Source organism: Rhodococcus pseudokoreensis (assembly GCF_017068395.1).
GTDB lineage: Bacteria > Actinomycetota > Actinomycetes > Mycobacteriales > Mycobacteriaceae > Rhodococcus_F > Rhodococcus_F pseudokoreensis.
Genome location: NZ_CP070619.1, coordinates 293,138 through 317,566, shown reverse-complemented (window position 1 = coordinate 317,566; position 24,429 = coordinate 293,138). Strand labels below are relative to the sequence as shown.

Below are 24,429 nucleotides of genomic sequence, written 5' to 3'. Positions count from 1 at the left end.
CGGCGGTGTGAGCGAGTGCGCTCACACCGCCGCGTCGTCTGTCGGTGTGTCGTCTGTGGGGTGTGGGAGAGCCGAGAGCGGTTACTCGCCGCGCCGCTGGTCGTCCGTGGTCCGCTTGCCGAGATCGACCGGGTCCTGCCACGTGGTGTCCCCGGCCTGCGGCTGATCGAGGTCGGACGTGTCCTCGCGATAGTTGTGCACCGGTTCGAACACGGCCGTGTCGGCGTCGGAGCCGGCGTACCCGGTGTCCGGGGTCTGCTCGTACGCCTGGCCGGGGTAGTTCTGGCCGTACCCGTCGTCGTCGGCCACGGCTGCGGCTGCGGTTCCCCCCGCTGCGGTTCCTGCGGCCACTCCGGCGCCGCGCGCCGCCGGCCGGCGTTCGCCGCGGTCCTTCACCGTCTTCCTGGACTCCCGGCCGACGAAGAACCGGCCGAGGAACACGGCGAGCATGGCAGGCACGAAGATCAGCAGGACCGTGAACGCGGCCCCCGACGTGATCTCGAAGAAGAACGAGTTCTGGGTGACGTTGAGGTTCGGCACCAGGTTCGCCAGCCAGCTCCCCACCCCCGCGACGACTCCGCCGAGCAGGGCCGCCTTCAGCCACAGCATCGTCAGGTCGGCGCCGTCCTCCGGATCGGGGTTGCGGCGACGGTCCCGGATGCCGTCGATGCCGGCCCAGATCAGTGCCACGAACACCACGATCAGCAGTGCGAGCCATCTCAGAGCGGAACCCTGAAGCGGCCACTGTGTGATCGACACACCGAGGATCACACGAACGAAAACATGTATCAGGGCCATGCCGAGGCCGCGTACCACCCACGCATTCATGGGCACAGCGTAACGAGCGGGTTTTCGTCCGTGTGGCCTAACCCACACGGGGGCGGTCTGAAACCTGTTCTCGTCGCCGGACGGGTGCCGTCGATCCGCGCCCACCCGGCGGCGGATTGCCGGTACGTTTGACGACATGCCTGCTGATCATGGTTCGCGGCGCGCGGCGCTGCGCGCGGCCCTCGCCGCCCGGGATCTCGACGCACTTCTGGTGACGAATCTGGTGAACATCCGGTATCTCACCGGGTTCACCGGCTCCAATGCCGCGCTGCTCGTGCACGCGTCCGACGCCGTGGGCGCCGAGGAGCGCACTGTCATCTGCACCGACGGCCGCTACCTCACACAGGTCGGAGAACAGGTTCCCGATCTGCGCGCCGAGATCGCCCGCGCCAGCGCCGCGCACCTGATCGAAACGGTGGGGCGGCGGAGTCCGTCGTCGCTGGCGTTCGAGAGTCACGTCGTCACGGTGGACGAGTTCGCGGCATGGTCGGTGCTCGCGCCGGACGCGCGGCTGGAACCCGTTCCGGGTCTCGTCGAGGAACTGCGGATGGTGAAAGACGACTTCGAGGTCGGGCTGCTGCGCGCGGCGTGCACGGCCGCCGACTCCGCGCTCGCCGAGCTGATCGAGCGTGGTGGCCTCCGCCCCGGACGCACCGAGAAGGAGGTGGGCCGGGAACTGGAGGCGCTGATGCTCGCGCACGGCGCCGACGGGATCTCGTTCGAGACCATCGTCGCGGCGGGCGCCCACTCGGCGATCCCGCACCACCGGCCGACCGAGGCGGTGCTCGGCAGCGGCGACTTCGTGAAGCTGGACTTCGGCGCGGAGGTCGGCGGTTACCACTCGGACATGACCAGAACGTATGTCCTCGAGCAGGCCGCGGACTGGCAACGGGACGTATATGCGCTGGTCGCGCGGTCGCAGGAGGCCGGGCGGGACGCGCTGCGCCCGGGAGCCGAGGTGTCCGCGGTGGACGCCGCCGCCCGCCGGGTCATCGAGGACGCCGGCTACGGAGAGCTGTTCCTGCACGGCCTCGGACACGGCGTCGGCCTGGAGATCCACGAAGCTCCGGGAATCGGCAAGCTGGGCACCGGTACACTTCTGGACGGTGCGGCGGTGACCGTCGAGCCGGGCGTGTACTTCTCCGGGCGCGGAGGCGTGCGGATCGAGGACACGCTCGTGGTTCGTGAGCAGGGACCGGAACTGCTCACACTCACCACCAAAGACCTGACTGTCGTGTAGACGGTTTCGACCTTATCGAGGAGACGCGAAGCAAGTGGCTTCCACCAGTGATTTCAAGAACGGCCTGGTCCTGCAGATCGAAGGCCAGCTGTGGACGATTACCGAGTTCCAGCACGTGAAGCCCGGCAAGGGTCCCGCGTTCGTGCGCACCAAGTTGAAGAACGTGCTCTCGGGCAAGGTCGTCGACAAGACGTTCAACGCCGGCGTCAAGGTGGACACGGCCACGGTCGACCGCCGTGACATGACGTACCTGTACCACGACGGCACCGACTACATCTTCATGGACGGCGACACCTACGACCAGATCTCGATCAGCGAGGCCACCGTCGGCGACGGCGCCCGCTTCATGCTCGAGAACATGGCCGTGCAGGTCGCGACGCACGAGGACGTTCCGCTGTTCGTGGAACTGCCCGTCACCGTCGAACTGGTGGTCCAGCACACCGATCCCGGCCTGCAGGGCGACCGCTCCACCGGCGGCACCAAGCCCGCCACCCTCGAGACCGGCGCCGAGATCAACGTTCCGCTGTTCATCAACACCGGTGACAAGCTGAAGGTCGACTCCCGCGACGGCAACTACCTCGGGCGTGTGAATTCCTGAGTGTCCGGTACGCATAAGAAACTCGGCGCGCGGCACAAGGCCCGCAAACGCGCCGTCGATTTCCTCTTCGAGGCGGAGGCGCGAGATCTCGATCCGGTCGATCTCGCAACCGAGCGCGCCGAATTGTCCGGCAAGGACGATTCGGTGGCGCCGGTCGCCCCGTACACCGTCACCGTGGTGACGGGTGTCGCGGAGAACCTGGACCGCCTCGACGAGGTGATCTCGTCCCACCTGCAGGACTGGACGCTCGAGCGGCTTCCCGCCGTCGACCGCGCCATCCTGCGCATCGCCGTGTGGGAGCTGTTCCACGCCACCGACGTGCCTCCGGTCGTGGCCGTGGACGAGGCGGTGGAGCTGGCCAAGCAGCTCTCCACCGACGAGTCGCCGGGTTTCGTCAACGGCATCCTCGGTCAGGTCGTGCTGGTGGCCCCGCAGGTGCGGTCGGCTGCGGCCGCAACGTCGCGCCGTGCCGAGACCGCCGGCGGCGAGTCGAACGACGCCCGCTCGTAAGTTCGTGTCCCGCTGCGGGCCCGCGTCGGCGGGTCCGCAGGTCAGGGGTCCGGGCCTGGCGCAGTCGACGCGCTGATAAGCTGTCCGCGTCAGGCATCCTTTAACGATCCGTCCAGTGAGGCGGAGAAGGAGGTCGTTGTATGCGCGTGCCCGAAGGGTCTCGCCCCGCCGGGGAACCGGCGGATTCAACACCAGAAGAGTCCCCGTCCGTCGAACCCGCACGTGAGCTGCTGTCCGCGGCCGATGTGGGACGGACCATTGCGCGAATCGCGCACCAGATCATCGAGAAGACCGCGATCGACGCCGCCGACGGTGAAGCGCCGCGCGTCGTTCTGATCGGCATCCCGACCCGCGGCACGACGCTCGCCGCGCGGCTCGCCGGGAAGATCGAAGAATTCTCCGGGGTGCGCCCACCGGTCGGCTCCCTCGACATCACCCTGTACCGCGACGATCTGCGCACCAAACCGCACCGCCCCCTCGAACGCACCTCGGTTCCCGAGGGTGGCGTCGACAACACCCTGGTCGTCCTCGTCGACGACGTGCTGTTCTCCGGCCGCACCGTCCGCTCGGCGCTCGACGCCCTCCGCGACCTCGGGCGGCCCCGCGCCGTCCAGCTGGCAGTCCTCGTCGACCGCGGGCACCGCGAACTGCCGCTGCGCGCCGACTACGTGGGCAAGAACGTGCCCACCGCCCGCACCGAGGACGTCAAGGTGCTCCTGAGCGAACACGACGGCCGCGACGCGGTCATGATCTCCGGGGGGAAGAGCTAAGTGAAGCACCTGTTGTCGATCGCGGACCTGACACGGGAATCGGCCGTCGAACTTCTCGACGAGGCCGAACGCTTCGAACAGGCCCTCCTCGGACGTGAGGTGCGCAAGCTCCCGACGCTGCGCGGCCGGACCGTCATGACCGTGTTCTTCGAGAACTCGACCCGCACCCGGGTGTCGTTCGAGGTCGCCGGGAAGTGGATGAGCGCGGACGTCATCAACGTCAGCGCGTCCAGTTCGTCGGTGTCGAAGGGCGAATCCCTCCGGGACACCGCGATGACGTTGCGCGCCGCCGGCGCCGACGCCCTGATCGTGCGGCACCCTGCGTCGGGTGCGGCCCACCAGATCGCGAGCTGGACCGGACGTCAGGACGACGGTGGACCCGCGGTGATCAACGCCGGCGACGGCACGCACGAACACCCCACCCAGGCGCTGCTCGACGCGCTCACGCTGCGTCAGCGTCTCGGTGACATCGAGGGCAAGCGCATCGCCATCGTCGGCGACATCCTGCACAGCCGGGTCGCGCGGTCGAATGCGCTGCTGCTGTCGATGCTCGGCGCCGAGGTCGTCCTCGTCGCGCCGCCCACGCTGCTCCCGGTCGGTGTGACGTCGTGGCCGGTATCGGTGGCGCATTCCCTCGACGCGGAGCTGCCCGGTCTCGACGCAGTCCTCATGCTGCGGGTGCAGGCGGAACGGATGAACGGCGGGTTCTTCCCGTCCCAGCGGGAGTACTCGATCAATTACGGCCTGTCGGAGAAGCGGCTGGCGCTGCTTCCCGAGCACGCGGTGGTGCTGCACCCCGGTCCGATGCTGCGCGGCATGGAAATCGCTTCGGCGGTGGCCGATTCGTCGAGAACCGCTGTGCTGCAGCAGGTGACCAACGGTGTGCACATGCGGATGGCGGTGCTGTTCCGGCTGCTGGTCGGGGCGGAGGAAGTTGCGGGATGAGTGACAGTGCAGTGACAGGAGAGACAGTGCTCATCAAGAACGTGTTGCTGTACGGCGAGGGCGAGCCCACCGACGTTCTGCTCGGTGACGGAGTCATCGCCGCGATCGGTGCGGACGCGGGCAAGGACGCCGCGCCCGACGCCGAGGTGATCGACGCGGCGGGGCAGATCCTGCTCCCCGGATTCGTCGACCTGCACACCCACCTGCGGGAACCCGGCCGCGAGGACACCGAGACCATCGATTCCGGTTCCGCCGCCGCCGCGCTCGGCGGGTACACCGCGGTGTTCGCGATGGCCAACACCAGCCCGGTCGCCGACTCGGTGGTCGTCACCGACCACGTGTGGCGCCGCGGCCAGGAGGTCGGGCTCGTCGACGTGCACCCCGTCGGCGCCGTCACCGTCGGGCTCGAGGGCAAGCAGCTCGCCGAGATGGCCACGATGGCGTCGGGGACCGGCAGGGTGCGGATGTTCTCGGACGACGGCCACTGCGTCTACGACCCGCTGATCATGCGCCGGGCCCTCGAGTACTCGAGTTCGCTCGGGGTGCTCATCGCGCAGCACGCGGAGGAGCCGCGACTGACCGTCGGCGCGATCGCGCACGAGGGACCCACCGCCGCCCGGCTCGGGCTGGCGGGCTGGCCCCGCGCCGCCGAGGAGTCGATCGTCGCCCGCGACGCACTGCTCGCCCGCGACGCCGGGGCGCGGGTGCACATCTGCCACGCCTCCACCGCGGGCACCGTCGAACTGATGAAGTGGGCACGCGGGCAAGGTATTTCGATCACCGCCGAGGTCACCCCGCACCACCTGCTGCTCGACGACTCCCGGCTCGAGACGTACGACGCCGTCAACAAGGTGAACCCGCCCCTGCGGGAGGCGAGCGACGTCGCCGCGCTCCGGGCCGGACTGGCCGAGGGGACCATCGACTGTGTCGCGACCGACCACGCGCCGCACGCCGAGCAGGACAAGTGCTGCGAGTTCGCGGCCGCCCGCCCCGGAATGCTGGGGCTCGAGACCGCGCTGTCGATCGTCGTGCAGACGATGGTCCGCACGGGGCTGCTCGACTGGCGCGGCGTGGCCCGGGTGATGAGTGAGCGCCCGGCCGAGATCGTCGGACTCGACGACCAGGGTCGCCCGCTCGAGGTCGGCGAGCCCGCCAACCTCGTGCTGATCGACCCGGACGCCGAATGGACCGTCCACGGCCCCGATCTCGCCAGCGTCGCCCACAACACGCCGTACGAGTCGATGACCCTCCCGGCGCGGGTGACGACGACGATCCTGCGCGGCCGGATCACCGCGAGCGACGGCCAGGCCCGCGTCCGGGTGCGAAACGGCAGGGGATGACGGTGGAGAGAATTCTGTGGGTTGTGGGCCTCGTCGCGTTCTGGGCGCTGGCCATCTTCCTCATGTACATCGGCTGGCGCGGCCGGGCCCGGCGGCAGGCCGACCGGGTCGGGCAGCTTCCCGGCGTGCCCGCGCACCTCGGCGCGCAGACGATCGCCCCGGCCACCGGACTGTACGTGGGCAGCACCCTCGCCCCCAGCTGGCAGGACCGGATCGCGGTCGGCGACCTCGGCTTCCGGGCAACGGGTGAGATCTCCCGCTACGAAACCGGGATCCTGCTCGAACGCGACGGGGCGTCGGCGATCTGGATCCCGCAGGACGCGGTCCGCGCGGTGCGCACCGAACGCGGCCTGGCGGGCAAGGTCATGAGCAAGGACGGCGTCCTGGTGATCCGGTGGGAGTTGCCGACCGGCACCGAGATCGACACCGGTTTCCGCAGCGACGACAAGTCCGTGTACCCGGCCTGGGTGGGCGCAGGGACACCGGACGGCAAGACAGACAGTGAAGATTCAGCGAATGCGGCGAGCTCTGGTGAGGTCGAGCAGAACGGAGAGAACGCATGAGCGGCTACGACACCGACTCTGCAGTACTGGTCCTCGAGGACGGACGGGTATTCCGGGGCACCACTTTCGGGGCCGTCGGCCAGACGCTCGGTGAGGCCGTCTTCAGCACCGGCATGACCGGGTACCAGGAGACGCTCACCGACCCCAGCTACCACCGCCAGATCGTCGTGGCCACCGCGCCGCAGATCGGCAACACCGGGTGGAACGACGAGGACGACGAATCCGTCGGCCCCACCGGCAGCAGCGCCGAGGCGAAGATCTGGGTCGCCGGGTACGTCGTCCGCGACCCCGCCCGCCGCACCTCCAGCTGGCGTGCCACCGGATCCCTGCAGGACGAACTCGTCAAGCAGGGCGTCGTCGGGATCGCCGGCATCGACACCCGGGCCCTGGTCCGCCACCTGCGTACCCGCGGTTCCATGCGCGCCGGCGTGTTCTCCGGCGACGCCCTCGCCGACACCGACGTGCTGCTCGACCGGGTGAAGGGCCAGCCGTCGATGCTCGGAGCGGACCTCGCCGGCGAGGTCAGCACCACCAGCGGCTACGTCGTCGAGCCGACCGGGGGAGAGGCACGCTTCACGGTCGCGGCCATCGACCTCGGCATCAAGACCAACACCCCGCGCATGTTCGCCGAGCGCGGCATCCGGGTGCACGTGCTCCCGTCCGACGCCACGCTCGCGCAGATCCTGGACCTGAAGGCCGACGGCGTCTTCCTCTCCAACGGTCCCGGCGACCCGGCGACCGCCGACGGCGCCGTGCACCTGACGAAGGAAGTCATCGGGCAGGGCCTGCCCCTGTTCGGCATCTGCTTCGGCAACCAGATCCTCGGGCGCGCACTCGGTCTCGGCACCTACAAGATGAAGTTCGGCCACCGGGGCATCAACATCCCGGTCGTCGAACACGAGACCGGACGCATCGCGATCACGGCGCAGAACCACGGGTTCGCGCTGGAGGGGGAGGCCGGACAGGAGTTCGACACCCCGTTCGGCAAGGCCGTCGTCAGTCACACCTGCGCCAACGACGGTGCCGTCGAGGGGGTCCGCCTACTCGACGGATCCGCCTTCTCGGTGCAGTACCACCCCGAGGCCGCGGCGGGCCCGCACGACGCCGCGTACCTGTTCGACCGCTTCACCAGCCTGCTCGAGGGAGTCAAGAACTAATGCCACGCCGTACCGATCTCTCCCACATCCTGGTGATCGGCTCCGGGCCGATCGTCATCGGCCAGGCCTGTGAGTTCGACTACTCCGGAACCCAGGCCTGCCGGGTGCTGCGCGAGGAGGGCCTGCGGGTCAGCCTCGTCAACTCCAACCCGGCCACGATCATGACCGACCCCGAATTCGCGGACGCCACGTACGTGGAGCCGATCACCGCCGAGTTCGTCGAGAAGGTCATCGCCCTCGAGGCCGAGAAGGGGCACCCGATCGACGCCGTCCTCGCGACGCTCGGCGGCCAGACCGCCCTCAACACCGCGGTGGCGCTGCACGAGCAGGGCATCCTCGAGAAGTACGACGTCGAGCTGATCGGCGCCGACTTCGACGCCATCCAGCGCGGTGAGGACCGGCAGAAGTTCAAGGACATCGTCGCCAAGGTCGGCGGCGAGTCGGCGCGCTCCCGCGTCTGCTACACGATGGACGAGGTCCGCGACACGGTCGCCGAACTGGGCTTCCCGGTGGTCGTGCGGCCGTCGTTCACGATGGGCGGACTCGGCTCCGGCATGGCCTACAACGACGAGGACCTCACGCGGATCGCCGGCGGCGGCCTCGCGGCGTCCCCCACCGCCAACGTGCTGATCGAGGAGTCGATCCTCGGGTGGAAGGAATACGAGCTCGAGCTGATGCGCGACGGCCGCGACAACGTCGTGATCGTGTGCTCGATCGAGAACGTCGACCCGGTCGGTGTGCACACCGGCGACTCGATCACCGTCGCCCCCGCCATGACCCTCACCGACCGTGAGTACCAGGCGATGCGCGACCTCTCCATCGACATCCTCCGCGAGGTCGGCGTCGACACCGGTGGCTGCAACATCCAGTTCGCGATGGACCCTGCCGACGGGCGCCTCGTCGTCATCGAGATGAACCCGCGCGTGTCCCGGTCCAGCGCGCTCGCGTCGAAGGCGACCGGATTCCCGATCGCGAAGATCGCCGCGAAGCTCGCCATCGGCTACACCCTGGACGAGATCGTCAACGACATCACCAAGGAAACGCCGGCGTGCTTCGAGCCGACCCTCGACTACGTCGTGGTCAAGGCGCCTCGCTTCGCGTTCGAGAAGTTCCCCGGCGCCGACGACACCCTCACCACCACGATGAAGTCGGTCGGTGAGGCCATGTCGATCGGCCGCAACTTCACCGAGGCGTTCGGCAAGGTGCTGCGCTCGCTCGAGACCAAGCGGGCCGGGTACTGGACCGGTCCCGACGTGGAGGCCGCCGACCTCGACAGCCTCCTCGCGGAACTAAGCATCCCCCGCGACGGACGCGTGTACGGCGTCGAGAAGGCGTTCGCGCTCGGCGCCACCGTCGAGCAGCTGTTCGACGCCACGAAGATCGACCCGTGGTTCCTGGACCAGATCCTGCAGATCCACGAGCTCGGCGACACGCTGCGCGAGGCCCCCGAGGTGACCGAGCGGGTCCTGCGGCGCGCCAAGCACCACGGCCTGTCGGATCGGCAGATCGCGGCCCTGCGCCCCGAGATCGGTGGCGAGGACGCGGTCCGCGCGCTGCGCGAGCAGTGGGACGTCCACCCCGTCTACAAGACGGTCGACACCTGCGCCGCCGAGTTCGAGGCGAAGACGCCGTACCACTACTCCACGTACGAACTGGACCCGGCGGCCGAGTCCGAGGTGGCCCCGCAGACCGAGCGTCCGAAGGTCCTGATCCTCGGTTCCGGACCGAACCGCATCGGTCAGGGCATCGAGTTCGACTACTCCTGCGTGCACGCCGCCCTGACGCTGTCGGAGGCCGGCTACGAGACCGTGATGGTCAACTGCAACCCGGAGACCGTCTCCACCGACTACGACACGGCCGACCGGCTGTACTTCGAACCGTTGACGTTCGAGGACGTGCTCGAGGTGTACCGGGCGGAGTCGATCTCGGGCACCGTCGCCGGTGTGATCGTGCAACTCGGCGGTCAGACCCCGCTGGGTCTGGCGAAGCGGCTGAAGGCGGCGGGAGTGCCGATCGTCGGCACCAGCCCCGAGGCGATCGACCTCGCGGAGGATCGCGGCGAGTTCGGGAAGGTGCTGGTCGACGCCGGTCTGCCCGCTCCCAAGTTCGGCACCGCCACCACGTTCGCCGGGGCCCGCGACATCGCGGCCGGCATCGGATACCCGGTGCTGGTCCGGCCGTCGTACGTCCTCGGTGGCCGCGGCATGGAGATCGTGTACGACGAGGCGTCCCTGGAGAGCTACATCTCCCGCGCCACCGAGATCTCCGACGACCGGCCGGTGCTCGTCGACCGGTTCCTGGAAGACGCCATCGAGATCGACGTCGACGCCCTGTGCGACGGCACCGAGGTGTACCTCGGCGGCGTGATGGAGCACATCGAGGAGGCCGGTATCCACTCCGGCGACTCGGCCTGTGCGCTGCCGCCGATCACCCTCGGCCGCGCCGACCTCGAAAACGTCCGCCGCTCCACGGAGGCGCTCGCCAAGGGCATCGGCGTGAAGGGCCTGCTCAACGTCCAGTACGCCCTCAAGGACGACATCCTGTACGTCCTCGAGGCCAACCCCCGCGCCAGCCGCACCGTGCCGTTCGTGTCCAAGGCGACGGCCGTGCAGCTCGCCAAGGCGTGCGCCCGCGTCATGCTCGGCGAGTCCATCGCCGATCTGCGCACGAGCGGCGTGCTCCCGGCCACCGGCGACGGCGGCTGGACCCCGGCGGACGCGCCCGTCGCCGTCAAGGAGGCGGTGCTGCCGTTCAACCGGTTCCGCCGCGCCGACGGCACCGGGGTCGACACCCTGCTGAGCCCGGAGATGAAGTCGACCGGCGAGGTCATGGGCATCGACGCCGACTTCGGCACCGCGTTCGCGAAGAGCCAGACGGCCGCGTACGGTTCGCTGCCCACCTCGGGCTCGGTGTTCGTGTCGGTCGCCAACAAGGACAAGCGGTCGCTGATCTTCCCGGTCAAGCGGCTCGCCGACCTGGGCTTCCGGATCCTGGCCACCGAGGGAACCGCGGCGGTCCTCCGCCGCAACGGGATCACCTGCCAGGAGGTGCACAAGCACTCCGGCGAGAAGCTGGAGGCGGGGGAGCGCACCATCGTCGAGACGATCCGCGACGGCGAGGTCGACATGGTCATCAACACCCCGTACGGCAACTCCGGACCGCGTGTCGACGGCTACGAGATCCGCAGTGCAGCCGTCGCCATGAACATCCCGTGCGTCACCACAGTGCAGGGCGCGTCCGCCGCGGTGCAGGGCATCGAGGCCGCGATCCGCGGCGACATCGGCGTCCAGTCGCTCCAGGCACTGCACGCGCGGCTGCGGTCGCCGGCCGTGGTCGTCGCCCCCGCGACCGGATCCGTCTCGTCGTGAGCGGACACCATCACCACCACCACCACCACTCCTGGGTGCATCGGCTGACGTCGGCGGTCGAGCACCGGGGGCGGTTGTGTGTCGGCATCGACCCGCATCCGGGGCTGCTCGAGGCGTGGGGGCTGCCCGTCTCCGCCGAGGGACTGGAGACGTTCGCGGAGATCTGCGTGGAGGCGTTCGTCGGTGAGGTGGCCGTCGTGAAGCCTCAGGTGGCGTTCTTCGAAGCGTACGGCTCCGCCGGGTACGCGGTGCTCGAACGCACCATTTCGGTCCTCAGAGAGGCAGGGACGCTCGTCGTCGCCGACGCCAAGCGCGGGGACATCGGGTCGACGATGGCGGCGTACGCGCAGTCGTGGCTGGGTGCGGAGTCCACTCTGTCGTCCGATGCCGTGACGGTGTCGCCGTACCTGGGATTCGGCGCACTCGATCCGGCGCTGTCGCTGGCGGCGGAGCAGGGTCGTGGGCTCTTCGTGCTCGCCCGGACGTCCAATCCCGAGGGTGGCGATCTGCAGGCGGCGGGGACGGCCGCAGGGGTGTCCGTGGCCCAGTCCGTGGTGGACGCGGCGGTCCGGCACAACAGCGCCCAACCGGGTCTGGTGGGGCTGGTGGTGGGCGCGACACGCGGACACGGCTTGGATTTGTCGAATTTTTCCGGGCCGATTCTCGCGCCCGGTCTCGGCGCCCAGGGCGCGACTCCCGGTGATCTCGCCGACATTTTCCCCGATTCGCGAAAACTGTTGTTGCCGAACAGTTCTCGTGGTGTTCTCCAGGCCGGACCGTCGGCGGCGGCACTGCGTGAGGCGGCCGTGAAGGTGCGTGACGAGATCGAGTCCGCACTCTCATAGCCCACCTGAATCCGGCTCTGACCTCGGGGGGTGGGTTCGCAATCGGCGCCGGGCGTGAGTACGGTCGCTATCGCTGCTGGTTATCCAGTGGTTTGGACTATTTGCCAACGACGAGACGGAGGAACCGTGGCCCTTCCCCAGTTGACTGATGAGCAGCGCGCTGCTGCTTTGGAGAAGGCAGCTGCTGCCCGCAAGGCCAGGGCTGAGCTCAAGGAGCGCCTGAAGCGTGGTGGCACCGACCTCAAGCAGGTTCTCAAGGACGCCGAGGACGACGAGATCCTGGGCAAGATGAAGGTGTCGGCACTGCTCGAGGCGCTGCCCAAGGTGGGCAAGGTCAAGGCGCAGGAGATCATGACCGAGCTGGAGATCGCTCCGACCCGTCGCCTCCGTGGCCTCGGCGATCGGCAGCGGAAGGCACTGCTCGCGAAGTTCGACTTCGAGGCCTGAGCACGACAGTGGTAGCTGACGCACAAGTGTCAGAGCGCAAGACCGCAGTGCGGAGGGGTCGGCTGGTAGTACTGGCCGGCCCCTCGGCCGTCGGTAAGTCCAGCGTGGTGCGCCTCCTGCGTGAGCGGATGCCGGAGCTCGTCTTCAGCGTGTCCGCGACGACGCGCGATCCACGTCCGGGCGAGGTGGACGGAAAGGACTACCGGTTCACCTCTCGTGACGAGTTCCAGCGGATGATCGATTCCGGTGAGCTGCTCGAATGGGCAGAGATCCACGGCGGACTCCAGCTGTCGGGAACCCCGGCCGCACCCGTCCGTGCGGCGATCGAGCAGGGCAGACCGGTGCTGGTCGAGGTCGATCTCGCCGGTGCGCGGGCCGTCCGCGCCGCGATGCCCGAGGCTCTGCTCGTCTTCATGGCGCCCCCGAGCTGGGACGTGCTGGTCGAGAGGTTGACCGGCCGGGGCACCGAATCCGCTGAGGTCGTGGAGCGGCGTCTCGCGACCGCCCGGGTCGAGCTGGAGGCCAAGGACGAGTTCGACGTGGTCGTCGTGAACGAGGATGTCAGCCGAACGTGCGACGAGTTGGTATCCTTGTTGGTTGGACGACCGGAACAGTCCGAGTCGACCCACTAGATCTCACATCAACTAGCCAGAACAATTTCAGGAGATACCGAGTGAGCAGCACCCCCGCAGTAGCGTCCGCCACACCCAGCCACGGCGCCCTGCCGGCTTACGACACCCCGCTCGGCATCACCAACCCTCCGATCGACGAGCTTCTCGCCCGCACGTCGTCGAAGTACGCGCTGGTGATCTACGCGGCCAAGCGTGCGCGTCAGATCAACGACTACTACAACCAGCTCGGCGACGGCATCCTCGAGTACGTCGGCCCCCTCGTGGAGCCGGGTCTGCAGGAGAAGCCGCTGTCGATCGCGCTGCGTGAGATCCACTCCGATCTTCTCGAGCACACCGAAGGCGAGTGAGCGGAGGATCTGCGGTGCCTGACCAGGCAGCGGGCCCGGGTTCCGGGCTCGGGACGGATTCACCGGAACCGGTGCCCTCGGGGGTGCGCAAGCGGATCGTCGTCGGTGTCGGCGGCGGCATCGCCGCGTACAAGAGTTGCGCCGTCATCCGCGCCTTCACCGAGGCCGGACACCACGTGCGGGTCATCCCGACGGAGTCTGCGCTCGAGTTCGTCGGCAAGGCCACGTTCGAGGCGCTGTCGGGCAACCCCGTGCACACGGGTGTGTTCACCGACGTTCCGCAGGTTCCCCACGTCCGTCTCGGGCAGGAAGCGGATCTCGTCGTCATCGCACCCGCCACCGCGGACCTCATGGCGCGGGCCGTGGCGGGACGCGCGGACGACCTGCTCACCGCCACGCTGCTCACCGCGCGATGTCCCGTCGTGTTCGCACCCGCGATGCACACGGAGATGTGGGAGCACCCGGCGACCGTCGCCAACGTCGCCACACTGCGCGCCCGCGGCGTGACCGTCATCGAGCCCGCATCCGGCCGCCTCACCGGCAAGGACACCGGCGCCGGCCGGCTGCCCGAACCCGACGAGATCGTCGGATTGGCGTCGTTGCTGGTCGAGCGTCCCGACGCGCTGCCTCGCGACCTCGAGGGCCGGCGGGTCCTCGTGTCCGCGGGCGGCACCCGGGAACCCCTCGACCCGGTGCGGTTCCTCGGGAACCGCAGTTCGGGCAAGCAGGGGTACGCCATCGCCCGGCTCGCCGTGCAGCGCGGGGCCGAGGTCACCCTCGTCTCCGGGTACACCGCCGGCCTCGCCGACCCGGCCGCCGTCGACGTGGTGCACGTGCGCACCGCGGAAGACATGCGGGTCGCCGTCGCCAAGCACGCGCCCGGGTTCGACGCGGTGATCATGGCCGCGGCCGTCGCCGACTTCCGGCCGACGACGACGGTGGCGAGCAAGATCAAGAAGGGTGCGGGCGAGCCCGACTCGATCGCACTCACCAAGAACGAGGACATCCTCGCCGGTCTCGTCCAGTCCCGCAGGGACGGCGAGATCCCGTCGAAGACCGTGATCGTCGGATTCGCGGCCGAGACGGGTGACGCGGACGGCGACGTCCTCACGTACGCACGGGCCAAGCTCGCGCGGAAGGGCTGCGACCTGCTCGTCGTCAACGCGGTCGGGGAGGGCAAGGCGTTCGAGGTCGACCACAACGACGGGTGGCTGCTCGGAGCCGACGGTTCCGAGTCGGCGCTCGAGCACGGATCGAAGGCGTTGATGGCGAGCCGGGTGCTCGACGCCGTCGACCAGCTTTTCCGGACACTCTGACGGAAAATCCGGCAGAGTTTTCGGTGATTCGAAGGGTGTCACTCCCGCCGGGGTGGCGCTAGGGTCGTTCGTTGTATTACGCAGCTAAACTGTTTTCACGTGCTGTTCAGGACAACTGTCGAGAGGGAATTCTGTGAGCCAGTCCGGTAGTCGGCTATTCACCAGTGAGTCTGTGACCGAGGGGCACCCGGACAAGATTTGTGATGCGATCAGCGACTCCATCCTCGACGCGCTCCTCACCGACGATCCCCGTGCCCGCGTCGCCGTCGAGACGCTGGTGACCACCGGACAGGTCCACGTCGCCGGTGAGGTGACGACCACCGCCTACGCCGACATCCCCAAGATCGTGCGCGACACCGTCCTCGAGATCGGGTACGACTCCTCGGCCAAGGGCTTCGACGGCAACTCCTGCGGCGTCAACGTGGCTATCGGGGCGCAGTCCCCGGAGATCGCCCAGGGCGTCGACCACTCGCACGAGGTCCGCACCGGCGAACTGAGCGACGACGAGATCGACCGTCAGGGCGCGGGCGACCAGGGCCTGATGTTCGGGTTCGCCACCACCGACACCCCGGAACTGATGCCGCTGCCGATCGCGCTGGCGCACCGGCTGTCGCGTCGACTCACCGAGGTCCGCAAGTCGGGGGTCCTGCCGTACCTGCGTCCGGACGGCAAGACCCAGGTCACCATCGAATACGACGGTGACAAGGCCGTGCGCCTCGACACCGTGGTCATCTCGACGCAGCACGCCGCCGACATCGACCTCGACAACCTGCTCACCCCGGATCTGCGGGAGAAGGTGCTCGGTTCGGTTCTCGCGGAAATCGACATGCCCGAACTCGACGTGTCGAACATCCGCCTGCTCGTCAACCCGACCGGTAAGTTCGTGCTCGGCGGTCCGATGGGCGACGCCGGGTTGACCGGTCGCAAGATCATCGTCGACACGTACGGCGGCATGGCCCGCCACGGTGGCGGCGCGTTCTCCGGCAAGGACCCGTCCAAGGTCGACCGGTCGGCGGCCTACGCCATGCGCTGGGTGGCCAAGAACGCGGTCGCGGCAGGTCTCGCGGACCGCATCGAGGTCCAGGTGGCGTACGCGATCGGCAAGGCGGCTCCGGTGGGTCTGTTCGTCGAGACGTTCGGGACCGAGAAGACGGATCCGGCACGGATCCAGCAGGCCATCACCGAGACGTTCGATCTGCGTCCGGGCGCCATCATCCGCGACCTCGACCTGCTGCGCCCGATCTACGCACAGACCGCGGCGTACGGTCACTTCGGTCGTACCGACATCGACCTCCCGTGGGAGAGCATCGACCGGGCGGAGAAGCTGCGGGCAGCCGCAGGCCTCTGATCGGTAGTCACGGCGCGGCGGACGCCGCTGCGGTGGGGGCCGCCGCGTGAGCGCGGAAAAGGTTGCGGCAGAAGTCGACCCGGTTGCCCGGGTGCTGCCGCTCCTTCCGCTCGCACACCTCGACCGCGAGTTCGACTATCTCGTGCCGAAGGACCTCGACGAGCACGCGCAGCCCGGGGTCCGGGTCCGCATCCGGTTCGCGGGGCGCCTCGTCGACGGATTCGTCGTGGCCCGCACCGCGACGAGCGACCATCAGGGCCGCTTCGGCTGGCTCGAACGAGTCATCTCACCGGAGCGGGTGCTGACCGAGGAGATCACCCGGGTGGTCGACCTCGTCGCCGGCCGCTACGCCGGAACCCGCGCCGACGTCCTGCGGCTCGCGATCCCGCCGAGGCACGCGCGGGCGGAGTCCGAGGCCGCATCCGAACCGACCGAGGTGTCCGGCACCGCGATCGCCACCGACGCGTGGGACCGGTACATGCACGGCGCCGCGTTCCTGACGGCGCTGTCGGAGGGGCGCGCCCCACGCGCGGTGTGGCAGGCACTCCCCGGCGAGGACTGGCCGGCACGTCTCGCCGAACTGTCCGGGCTCGTCGCCGCCACCGGGGCGAGCACCGTCGTCGTCGTCCCCGACCAGCGCGACCTCGACCGGGTGGTCGCCGCGGTGGACACGTTGCTGGGCAAGGACGCCGTCGTCGGACTCGCCGCCGGTCTCGGGCCCGCCCTGCGCTACCGGCGGTGGCTGGCGGCGCTGCGCGGGACCGCCAGGGTTGTCGTCGGAACCCGGAGTTCGGTGTTCGCGCCGACACCGCGCACTGGTCTGATCGTGGTGTGGGACGACGGGGACGACAACCATTCCGAACCGCGCGCACCGTACCCGCACGCCCGCGAGGTGGCGCTGCTCCGCGCGTACGCCAGTGGGTGCGCGGTGGTGCTGGCCGGGCACGCGCGCACCGCGGAGGCCCAGGCCCTGGTCGACTCGGGCTGGGCGCACGACCTCGTGGCCTCCCGGGACACCGTGCGGGCGGCCGCCCCGAAGATCACCGCACTCGCGGACAGTGACCACGCCCTGGCCCGCGACCCCGGAGCGCGGGCCGCCCGGTTGCCGGCCATCGCGTTCGCCGCCGCCCGGGAGGCTCTCGGCGCAGGCCGGGGTGTGCTGGTCCAGGTGCCCCGGCGGGGCTACGTCCCCAGCCTCGCGTGCGGCAAGTGCCGGGCGCCCGCGCGGTGCCGGCGGTGCAACGGTCCGCTCGCGCTGCCGTCCGCGGCCGGTCCGGACGGGGCGGGGACACCCGCGTGCCGGTGGTGCGGCGTCGCCGACGCCGCGCACCGCTGCCACGCGTGCGGAGCGCGGGCGCTGCGCGCGGTCGTGGTCGGTGCGGGACGCACCGCCGAGGAACTGGGCCGCGCATTCCCGGGGGTCGCCGTCCGGATGTCCGGAGGGTCGGACGTCGTCGACGAAGTGAAGCAGGGCCCGACCCTCGTGGTGTCGACGGTCGGGGCCGAACCGGTGATGCCGGGCGGCTACGGCGCGGCGTTGCTGCTCGACGGCTGGGCGCTGCTGGGCCGTCCCGATCTGCGTGCCGCCGAGGAGACGATGCGGCGGTGGATGACGGCGTCGTCGCTCGTGCGTCCGTTCGCCGACGGCGGTCAGGTGGTCGTGGTCGCCGATTCGGGCATTCCGACGGTGCAGGCGCTGGTCCGCTGGGATCCGGTCGGTCACGCGCGTGCGCAGTACGAGGAGCGGGCGGAGGTCGGATTTCCGCCCGCCATCCATCTCGCGGCGATCGACGGCAGCGCGAAGGCGATCGCCGATCTCCTGGACCTCGCCGACCTGCCGGCGAATGCGGAATTGCTCGGCCCGGTCGAATTGCCCGCCGGAGAGCGGTTGCCGTTCTCCGGTGACGCACCGGAACCGGCGGACGTGGAGCGCATGCTGATCCGGGTGCCCCGCGGGGAGGGGAAACCGCTGGCCAAGGCGTTGGGGGAGGCGCAGTCGGTGCGTAGTGCGCGGAAGGACTCGCAGCCCGCGCGGGTACAGATCGACCCCATTCGCATCGGGTAATTGACCACCGTCACAGAAAAGGGTCTTGTCGTCTCGCGATTGACGATATATCGTTGATGCATCAGCGATACAGAAGGAGGCTGATGATGGAAGACTTCCATTTCGAACACAGAGGTTCCCGACGGGAACGATTCGGACGCGAACGGATGGCACGCCCCGACGGGCCGCACCGTCACGGACACCGCCGAGGCGGCTTCGGCCCCGAGGGCGGTCCGGGCTTCGGGCCCGGAATGCACTTCGGCCGCGGACGCGGGCGGGGTGGGCGGGGACGGCGCGGCGATGTCCGCTCCGCGATCCTGCTGCTGCTCACCGAGCAGCCGATGCACGGCTACGAGCTGATCCAGCAGATCGTCGAACGCAGCGACGGGGTGTGGAAGCCCAGTCCCGGGTCGATCTACCCCGCGCTGTCGCAGCTCGAGGACGAGGGCCTGGTGCTCATCGAAAAGGTGGCGGGCCGCAAGACCGCGCGCCTCACGGACGAAGGCAAGGCCTTCGTCGAAGCGAACAAGACCGAACTCGGCACCCCGTGGGACGACGTCCGGGAGAGCGTCGGCAGGCCGGCTGAGGACCTGCGGGGCCTGATCGGGCTGCTGATGGGCGCTGCGGGGCAGGTCGCGGCGGTCGGCGACGACGACCAGGTCCGGCGGGCCGGCGAGATTCTCACCGAAGCGCGGCGCTCGTTGTATCGCCTTCTCGCGGAAGACGATCAGAGCGACGCGGGCAAGGACGAGGCCGACTCGTAGGCCGCTGCACCCCGCTGCGGACCCGCCGGCTCGACGCGACAGAGCGTGCACATTCTGGGAAGGTTCACAGAAACGTCGCAGCGAAGTCGGGAGGGATCATGAGGTTTCGGGGTGCCGGTGCGGTCGTCGCGGGTGTCGTCCTGCTGATGTCCGGCGCAGTGTCCACCGCCCAGGCGGACGACGCCTCCCCACCCTCATTCGTCGTGCCCACAGGTGCGGGGCTTCCCCAGACCGGCCGTAGTGCCGCCGCCGCGTACGCGCACGACCACCCGGGCAGCGCGCCCGCCGGATCGAACGATTTCTCCTGTACGCCCTCCGCGGACCACCCCGAGCCGGTCGTGCTCGCGCACGGCACCGACGCCAGCGCCTATGCCGACTGGGCGGCCCTGTCGCCGATGCTCGCCGCGGACGGCTACTGCGTGTTCGCGCTCGACTACGGCGGTGCACCGGGCGCCGATTCGTTCGGGACCGAGGACATCGTCGCGAGCGCGGGGGAGTTCGGCCGGTTCGTCGACCGGGTCCGCGACGCCACCGGCGCCGGCAAGGTCGACGTCGTCGGCTACTCGCAGGGCGCGAACGTCACCAGGTACTACGTCAACAAGCTCGGCGGCGCCCCGTTCGTCGACCACTGGGTCGGACTCGCGTCGCCCAGCTACGGGGGAGTGATGTACGGACTCGTTCCGGTCGTGCAGGCGCTGCCCGGCGGCCCGGAGTTCGCCCGCACGGTGACCTCGGTGGCCGTCAGTCAGCAGATGCAGGGCTCACCGTTCATGAACGACCTCAACTCGGGCGGCGACACGGTGCCCGGCGTCTCGTACACGACGATCGGGTCACGATACGACGAGATGATTCAGCCGTACACGAACATGGCGCTCCGCGGCGCCGGGGCGGCCAACATCCTGATCCAGGATCGATGCCCCGAGGACGGCACCGGACACTTCCGCGCTCCGTACGATCCATTCGCACTCGATCTCGTCCGTGCGGCGCTCGACCCGGACGCGGTTCCGCTCGCCCGCTGCGAGTTCGTCCCGATCGGCGCGGGCATCCCGGAGGTCGTCGTCGACAGCAACCGCTAGCTCACGACGGACAGAAGCGGGGAGCCGTGCACTGCACGGCTCCCCGCTTCTCGTGTGTGACTGCTACTCCGCCAGTTTCGCGACGGCCTGCGCCCACAGGAAGTACTTGTTGGTGCCGAGGTCCTTCACGGTCTTGATGTTGAACGCGGCCGCCAGGTGTTCGGCGTCGGAATCGCTCACGCCCTGCAGGGCGGCGACGGGGGCGCCTGCCAGTTCTTCGACGGGCTTCGTCTCGTAGGCCTTGTCGAACTTGCTCTCGATTCCTGCCATCGTTACCTCCAGAGGTTCGAAAACGGGACACCGGCCCGACCGTTCGCGCCGGCCTCAGAACAGTCAATACCCGTCCGCCGTCGCTGTGTGCGGTTCCGCGGAATCGCTTCGCCGACCGTTCGCCGAGTGTCACGGCCCGGGTGCGACTCCCTAGACTGGTCGGCACATCGTCGATCAAAGGGGAGCTTCCTTCGTGAGTACCGTTTCGGCCCGCGCAGCGGTCCACCGTCCGTCGTGTGGGTCGCCGGCGTGCGCATAGTCTTCGCCGGAACCCCCGAGCCCGCCGTTCCCTCCCTCGAACGCCTGATCCGTTCGCCACGCCACGACGTCGTGGCCGTGATCACCCGCCCCGACGCGGTCGCCGGGCGTGGACGCAAGGTGGTTCGCTCACCGATCGGCGCACTCGCCGACTCCCACGGCATCGAGGTGCTCACGCCCGAGCGGCCCACGGAACCGGAGTTCCTGGCGCGCCTCACCGACCTCGCACCCGACTGTGCGCCCGTCGTCGCCTACGGCGCGCTGCTGCCGCAGAAGGTACTCGACATCCCGGTCCACGGCTGGGTGAACCTGCACTTCTCGCTGTTGCCGGCGTGGCGCGGGGCCGCCCCCGTGCAGGCCGCGATCGGCGCGGGCGACGACATGACCGGCGCGAGCGCGTTCCGGCTGGAGGCGGGGATGGACACCGGTCCGGTCTACGGGGTGGTCACCGAGCGGATCCGGGACACCGACACCGCAGGCGACCTCCTCGGACGCCTCGCCGACAGCGGCGCCGTACTCCTGGAGTCGGTGCTCGACGGGATCGAGGACGGCGCGATCACCGCGGTCCCGCAACCGGCCGAGGGGGTCTCGCACGCCGCCAAGGTGACGGTCGAGGCGGCCCGGATCCGGTGGGACAGAACGGCTGTGGTGGTGGACCGGCACGTCCGGTCGGTGACCCCCGCGCCCGGCGCCTGGACGACGATCGGTGATCTGCGCGTCAAGGTCGGCCCGGTCACCGTGACGGACGAGCGACTGGAGCCGGGGGAGATCTCCGTGACCAAGTCCGGATTTCTGATCGGGACGTCCACGGTGGCGGTGCGGCTCGACCGCGTCCAGCCGCAGGGCAAGAAACAGATGGCCGCCCTGGACTGGGCACGAGGCGCACGACTCGACGCGGAGGTACGGGCACAGTGAGCGAATCCAGAAGGCCCGCACGCCGCGGCCAGTCCGGCTCGGGTGGCCGCAACGACCGCCCCCGGCAGGCGCGCCGCCCCGACGCGTCCCAGTCCGGACTCGACCAGCCGCGGCTCGCCGCGAGGGACGTGCTGCGCGCCGTCCGGGAACGCGACGCCTACGCCAACCTCGTCCTGCCCGGGCTGCTGCGTGAACGACGCCTGGACGGCCGTGACGCCGCCCTCGCCACGGAACTGGCGTACGGCGCCGCCCGTGCCCGCGGACTCCTCGACGCCGTGATCGCCGACTGCGCGGGCAGGCCGATCGCCGAGATCGACGGACCGCTCCTCGACGTTCTCCAGTTGGGCGCCTACCAGTTGCTGCGCACCCGCGTCGCCCCGCACGCCGCCGTCGCCACCTCCGTCGACCTGGTCCGCGCGGAGGCCGGCCCGGGGAAGGCGGGCTTCGTCAACGCCGTGCTGCGCCGGGTGTCGGAGCGGTCGGAGGCGGAATGGGTGGAGCGTCTCGCTCCGGCCGACCCGGTGGGGCGGCTGGCGTTCGAGCACGCGCAGCCCACGTGGATCGCGCAGGTGTTCGCGGACGCGCTCGGCGCCGACGCCGGGGAACTCGAGGACGTGCTCATCGCCGACGACGCGCGGCCCGCGGTCCATCTCGTCGCCCGCCCCGGAGAGATCTCGTCGGAGGAACTCGCGCTCGCCACCGGCGGCGAGGTGGGCCGGTACTCGCCGTACGCCGTCTACCTGGACGGTGGCGACCCGGGTCTGCTCGACGCGGTCCGCGAGGGGCTCGCCGGAGTGCAGGACGAGGGCAGTCAGCTCGTCGCCCGCGCGCTGTCGCTGGCGCCGCTGGACGGACCGGACACCGGTCGCTGGCTCGACCTGTGCGCGGGCCCCGGCGGCAAGGCCGCCCTGCTCGGAGCGCTCGCCGGGATCGAGGGCGGGCGCCTCGACGCCGTGGAACCGGTGGCACACCGCGCGGACCTGATCCGCAAGACGACGAAGGAACTTCCCGTCGACGTGCACGTTGCCGACGGCCGCGATCCCGGGCTGGAGGGCGGGTTCGACCGCATCCTGGTCGACGCGCCGTGCACCGGGCTGGGTGCGCTGCGCCGGCGTCCGGAGGCGCGGTGGCGCCGGCAGCCGTCGGACGTGGCGGGTCTCGCGAAGCTGCAGCGGGAACTCCTCGCGTCGGCCGCCGAGCTGGTTCGCCCCGGCGGCGTGATCCTGTACGCGACGTGTTCGCCGCACCTGTCCGAGACGGTGGCCGTGGTCGCGGACGCGGTGCGGCGCCACGGGCTCACGGCGCTCGACACGCGCGAACTCGTTCCCGGGGTGCCCGGTCTGGGAGGCGGTCCGAGTGTCCAGCTCTGGCCGCACCGGCAGGGGACCGACGCGATGTTCATGGCCGCGTTGCGCAAGCCGTAGGACGGTCGCCTTCCCCCTATCCGAAACTCGGTAGAACTTGTTTCACTTTTGTTGTGAAACGTGTTCTAATTATTTTCGCGACAGAGACGTACGTCACGAAGCGAGTGGAGGACTTCAGATGAATCGGGTAGCGGGGAAGGTCGTTCTGATCACCGGAGCGGCGCGGGGTCAGGGTCGAAGTCATGCAGTGCATCTCGCCGACGAGGGCGCCGACATCATCGCCTTCGACCTCTGCGAGGACATCGCATCCAACGAGTACCCGCTGGCCACCGAGGCCGACCTCGCGGAGACGGGACGGCTCGTCGAGAAGGCGGGGCGCCGCGTCGTCACCGCCAAGGTGGACGTGCGCGACCGGGCGGCGCTGCGCCGCGAACTCGACGCCGCGGTCGCGACGCTGGGACGGCTGGACGTCGTCGTCGCCAACGCGGGGATCGCGCCCCTCGGAAACGACGTACCCGTCGATGGCTTCGTCGATGCGTTCGACGTCGACTTCGTCGGTGTGGTCAACACGATCCACTCGGCCCTCCCGCACCTGGACGCCGGCGCGTCGATCATCGCGACGGGATCGGTGGCCGGGCTGGTCCCGCAGACCGGCCTGAACGGCCAGCAGGCACTGCAGGGGCCGGGCGGCGACGGCTACGGCCTCGCCAAGAAGATGCTGTGGACGTACACCAACTCGCTAGCCCTCACCCTGGGCCCGAAGTCGATCCGCGTCAACGCGATCCACCCCACCAACTGCAACACGGACATGCTGCAGAGCCCCCCGATGTTCCGCACGTTCCGACCCGACCTCGAGAACCCGACCGCCGAGGACGCGAAGGTCACGTTCCCGTTCATGCAGGCGATGCCCACTCCGTGGGTCGAACCCGAGGACGTCTCGCACGCGGTGGTGTTCCTGTCGTCCGACGAGTCCCGGTTCGTCACCGGTCAGCAACTCCGGGTCGACGCAGGGGCGGGCCTCAAGCTCGGCGTCTGACGCCGATCCGATGAGGGTCCGGGCCGGTGTGCGGGCGCCGCCCGGGCCCTCGCCTTCCCGTCAGGTCTGGTCGAACTGCTTGCGCAGCTTCGCCGGGGCCTTGATCCGCCAGGCGTCCCGCAGCAACTCGGTCAGCTGCGGGACGTCGACTTTCTCGAGGTCCACGAGGATCGAACCGTGACCGTCGTAGTGCGCAGTGGTGTAGAACGGCGCGCCCTCGGCGAGCAGGGCCGCCTTCTCGTCGAGGTCGCACATCACCACCAGGCCACCGTCCGACTCGGCCCGCAACCGGGCGAGCAACTTGCCCGCCACTTTCAGTGCCGGAGTGTTGTACGAGGTGCTCTCCTGCACCTCCGGCAGCGACGCACCGATCGCCACGACGTCCGTCCAGGTCGGCATGCGCCCAGTATGGACCGCGTGACCCGGCCCCCACACGCGTACGACTAAA

At 69.7% G+C, this 24,429-nt stretch carries 24 protein-coding genes; 21 read left to right on the top strand and 3 right to left on the bottom strand.

The window, feature by feature from the left end; all coding sequences use genetic code 11:
• Positions 1-81 precede the first annotated feature (81 nt).
• Positions 82-828 carry a B-4DMT family transporter gene (locus JWS13_RS06790; RefSeq protein ID WP_206005057.1) on the bottom strand — a complete coding sequence of 249 codons (747 nt, stop codon included), beginning with the start codon at positions 826-828 and terminating at the stop codon, positions 82-84.
• Positions 829-964: 136 nt separating this feature from the next.
• Here JWS13_RS06790 and JWS13_RS06785 point away from each other — a divergent pair, with 136 nt between their 5' ends.
• From JWS13_RS06785 to JWS13_RS06700, 18 genes are all read left to right on the top strand, one after another.
• Positions 965-2,068, top strand: a complete 1,104-nt coding sequence (locus JWS13_RS06785) for an aminopeptidase P family protein (protein ID WP_206005056.1) — start codon at positions 965-967, stop codon at positions 2,066-2,068.
• Positions 2,069-2,102: 34 nt separating this feature from the next.
• Positions 2,103-2,666, top strand: coding sequence for an elongation factor P (efp, locus tag JWS13_RS06780; RefSeq protein WP_005241702.1), 564 nt, complete (start codon positions 2,103-2,105; stop codon positions 2,664-2,666).
• Entirely contained in the window at positions 2,667-3,176 is a 510-nt protein-coding gene (gene nusB, locus JWS13_RS06775) for a transcription antitermination factor NusB (RefSeq protein ID WP_087555938.1), read from the top strand.
• Positions 3,177-3,316: 140 nt separating this feature from the next.
• Positions 3,317-3,946 carry a bifunctional pyr operon transcriptional regulator/uracil phosphoribosyltransferase PyrR gene (gene pyrR / locus JWS13_RS06770; RefSeq protein ID WP_087555939.1) on the top strand — a complete coding sequence of 210 codons (630 nt, stop codon included), beginning with the start codon at positions 3,317-3,319 and terminating at the stop codon, positions 3,944-3,946.
• A complete protein-coding gene (locus JWS13_RS06765) occupies positions 3,947-4,891 on the top strand; it encodes an aspartate carbamoyltransferase catalytic subunit (protein ID WP_124390892.1) in 945 nt (314 codons plus the stop codon).
• Positions 4,888-6,231, top strand: a complete 1,344-nt coding sequence (locus tag JWS13_RS06760) for a dihydroorotase (RefSeq protein WP_206005055.1) — start codon at positions 4,888-4,890, stop codon at positions 6,229-6,231. Before JWS13_RS06765 ends, JWS13_RS06760 begins: the two co-directional genes overlap by 4 nt.
• On the top strand, positions 6,228-6,794 hold the full coding sequence (locus JWS13_RS06755) for a PH-like domain-containing protein (RefSeq protein ID WP_087555941.1): 567 nt from the start codon (positions 6,228-6,230) through the stop codon (positions 6,792-6,794). Before JWS13_RS06760 ends, JWS13_RS06755 begins: the two co-directional genes overlap by 4 nt.
• Positions 6,791-7,951 (top strand): glutamine-hydrolyzing carbamoyl-phosphate synthase small subunit, encoded by a 1,161-nt coding sequence (gene carA / locus JWS13_RS06750; protein WP_087555942.1) that lies wholly within the window; start codon positions 6,791-6,793, stop codon positions 7,949-7,951. Before JWS13_RS06755 ends, carA begins: the two co-directional genes overlap by 4 nt.
• On the top strand, positions 7,951-11,319 hold the full coding sequence (gene carB / locus JWS13_RS06745) for a carbamoyl-phosphate synthase large subunit (RefSeq protein WP_206005054.1): 3,369 nt from the start codon (positions 7,951-7,953) through the stop codon (positions 11,317-11,319). Before carA ends, carB begins: the two co-directional genes overlap by 1 nt.
• A gap of 35 nt (positions 11,320-11,354) precedes the next feature.
• Positions 11,355-12,164, top strand: a complete 810-nt coding sequence (gene pyrF, locus JWS13_RS06740; RefSeq protein ID WP_420855045.1) for an orotidine-5'-phosphate decarboxylase — start codon at positions 11,355-11,357, stop codon at positions 12,162-12,164.
• A gap of 126 nt (positions 12,165-12,290) precedes the next feature.
• Entirely contained in the window at positions 12,291-12,611 is a 321-nt protein-coding gene (gene mihF, locus JWS13_RS06735; RefSeq protein WP_072942134.1) for an integration host factor, actinobacterial type, read from the top strand.
• Between the two features lie 8 nt (positions 12,612-12,619).
• Positions 12,620-13,243 (top strand): guanylate kinase, encoded by a 624-nt coding sequence (gene gmk, locus JWS13_RS06730; RefSeq protein WP_124390896.1) that lies wholly within the window; start codon positions 12,620-12,622, stop codon positions 13,241-13,243.
• A 41-nt stretch (positions 13,244-13,284) separates the two neighbouring features.
• The gene (gene rpoZ / locus JWS13_RS06725) at positions 13,285-13,590 is read left to right on the top strand and encodes a DNA-directed RNA polymerase subunit omega (protein WP_005241734.1); all 306 of its coding nucleotides are present in this window, start codon (positions 13,285-13,287) and stop codon (positions 13,588-13,590) included.
• 14 nt (positions 13,591-13,604) lie between these two features.
• Positions 13,605-14,906 (top strand): bifunctional phosphopantothenoylcysteine decarboxylase/phosphopantothenate--cysteine ligase CoaBC, encoded by a 1,302-nt coding sequence (coaBC, locus tag JWS13_RS06720; protein ID WP_124390897.1) that lies wholly within the window; start codon positions 13,605-13,607, stop codon positions 14,904-14,906.
• Positions 14,907-15,039: 133 nt separating this feature from the next.
• Entirely contained in the window at positions 15,040-16,254 is a 1,215-nt protein-coding gene (metK, locus tag JWS13_RS06715; protein ID WP_120659112.1) for a methionine adenosyltransferase, read from the top strand.
• Between the two features lie 46 nt (positions 16,255-16,300).
• The gene (locus tag JWS13_RS06710) at positions 16,301-18,319 is read left to right on the top strand and encodes a primosomal protein N' (protein ID WP_206005052.1); all 2,019 of its coding nucleotides are present in this window, start codon (positions 16,301-16,303) and stop codon (positions 18,317-18,319) included.
• Positions 18,320-18,405: 86 nt separating this feature from the next.
• Positions 18,406-19,062 (top strand): PadR family transcriptional regulator, encoded by a 657-nt coding sequence (locus JWS13_RS06705; protein ID WP_206011517.1) that lies wholly within the window; start codon positions 18,406-18,408, stop codon positions 19,060-19,062.
• 98 nt (positions 19,063-19,160) lie between these two features.
• Entirely contained in the window at positions 19,161-20,138 is a 978-nt protein-coding gene (locus JWS13_RS06700; RefSeq protein WP_206005051.1) for an esterase/lipase family protein, read from the top strand.
• 63 nt (positions 20,139-20,201) lie between these two features.
• On the opposite strand, the gene JWS13_RS06695 is transcribed toward JWS13_RS06700, so the two are convergent.
• Complete coding sequence (locus JWS13_RS06695) at positions 20,202-20,408, bottom strand: hypothetical protein (protein WP_015890616.1); 207 nt, start codon at positions 20,406-20,408, stop codon at positions 20,202-20,204.
• A 249-nt stretch (positions 20,409-20,657) separates the two neighbouring features.
• Between JWS13_RS06695 and fmt the strand changes: the two genes are divergently transcribed.
• The 3 genes from fmt (at position 20,658) to JWS13_RS06680 (ending at position 23,981) form a co-directional block, all read left to right on the top strand.
• Positions 20,658-21,581 (top strand): methionyl-tRNA formyltransferase, encoded by a 924-nt coding sequence (fmt, locus tag JWS13_RS06690; protein ID WP_206005050.1) that lies wholly within the window; start codon positions 20,658-20,660, stop codon positions 21,579-21,581.
• Positions 21,578-23,005, top strand: a complete 1,428-nt coding sequence (locus JWS13_RS06685) for an RsmB/NOP family class I SAM-dependent RNA methyltransferase (protein ID WP_206005049.1) — start codon at positions 21,578-21,580, stop codon at positions 23,003-23,005. The genes fmt and JWS13_RS06685 overlap by 4 nt, the downstream gene beginning before the upstream one ends.
• 118 nt (positions 23,006-23,123) lie before the next feature.
• On the top strand, positions 23,124-23,981 hold the full coding sequence (locus tag JWS13_RS06680; protein WP_206005048.1) for a mycofactocin-coupled SDR family oxidoreductase: 858 nt from the start codon (positions 23,124-23,126) through the stop codon (positions 23,979-23,981).
• Positions 23,982-24,041: 60 nt separating this feature from the next.
• Here the strand turns inward: JWS13_RS06680 and JWS13_RS06675 are convergent, their stop codons facing one another.
• Positions 24,042-24,380: an MmcQ/YjbR family DNA-binding protein gene (locus JWS13_RS06675; protein ID WP_206005047.1), complete on the bottom strand. Its 339-nt coding sequence runs from the start codon at positions 24,378-24,380 to the stop codon at positions 24,042-24,044.
• Between the last annotated feature and the right edge of the window lie 49 nt (positions 24,381-24,429).

What these genes read in the sequence shown, in the direction of transcription:
- JWS13_RS06790 (WP_206005057.1), bottom strand. Translation starts at nt 828, where the DNA reads ATGAATGCGTGGGTGGTACGCGGCCTCGGCATGGCCCTGATACATGTT.
- JWS13_RS06785 (WP_206005056.1), top strand. Translation starts at nt 965, where the DNA reads ATGCCTGCTGATCATGGTTCGCGGCGCGCGGCGCTGCGCGCGGCCCTC.
- pyrR (WP_087555939.1), top strand. Translation starts at nt 3,317, where the DNA reads ATGCGCGTGCCCGAAGGGTCTCGCCCCGCCGGGGAACCGGCGGATTCA.
- JWS13_RS06760 (WP_206005055.1), top strand. Translation starts at nt 4,888, where the DNA reads ATGAGTGACAGTGCAGTGACAGGAGAGACAGTGCTCATCAAGAACGTG.
- JWS13_RS06755 (WP_087555941.1), top strand. Translation starts at nt 6,228, where the DNA reads ATGACGGTGGAGAGAATTCTGTGGGTTGTGGGCCTCGTCGCGTTCTGG.
- carA (WP_087555942.1), top strand. Translation starts at nt 6,791, where the DNA reads ATGAGCGGCTACGACACCGACTCTGCAGTACTGGTCCTCGAGGACGGA.
- carB (WP_206005054.1), top strand. Translation starts at nt 7,951, where the DNA reads ATGCCACGCCGTACCGATCTCTCCCACATCCTGGTGATCGGCTCCGGG.
- JWS13_RS06705 (WP_206011517.1), top strand. Translation starts at nt 18,406, where the DNA reads ATGGAAGACTTCCATTTCGAACACAGAGGTTCCCGACGGGAACGATTC.
- JWS13_RS06700 (WP_206005051.1), top strand. Translation starts at nt 19,161, where the DNA reads ATGAGGTTTCGGGGTGCCGGTGCGGTCGTCGCGGGTGTCGTCCTGCTG.
- JWS13_RS06695 (WP_015890616.1), bottom strand. Translation starts at nt 20,408, where the DNA reads ATGGCAGGAATCGAGAGCAAGTTCGACAAGGCCTACGAGACGAAGCCC.
- JWS13_RS06680 (WP_206005048.1), top strand. Translation starts at nt 23,124, where the DNA reads ATGAATCGGGTAGCGGGGAAGGTCGTTCTGATCACCGGAGCGGCGCGG.
- JWS13_RS06675 (WP_206005047.1), bottom strand. Translation starts at nt 24,380, where the DNA reads ATGCCGACCTGGACGGACGTCGTGGCGATCGGTGCGTCGCTGCCGGAG.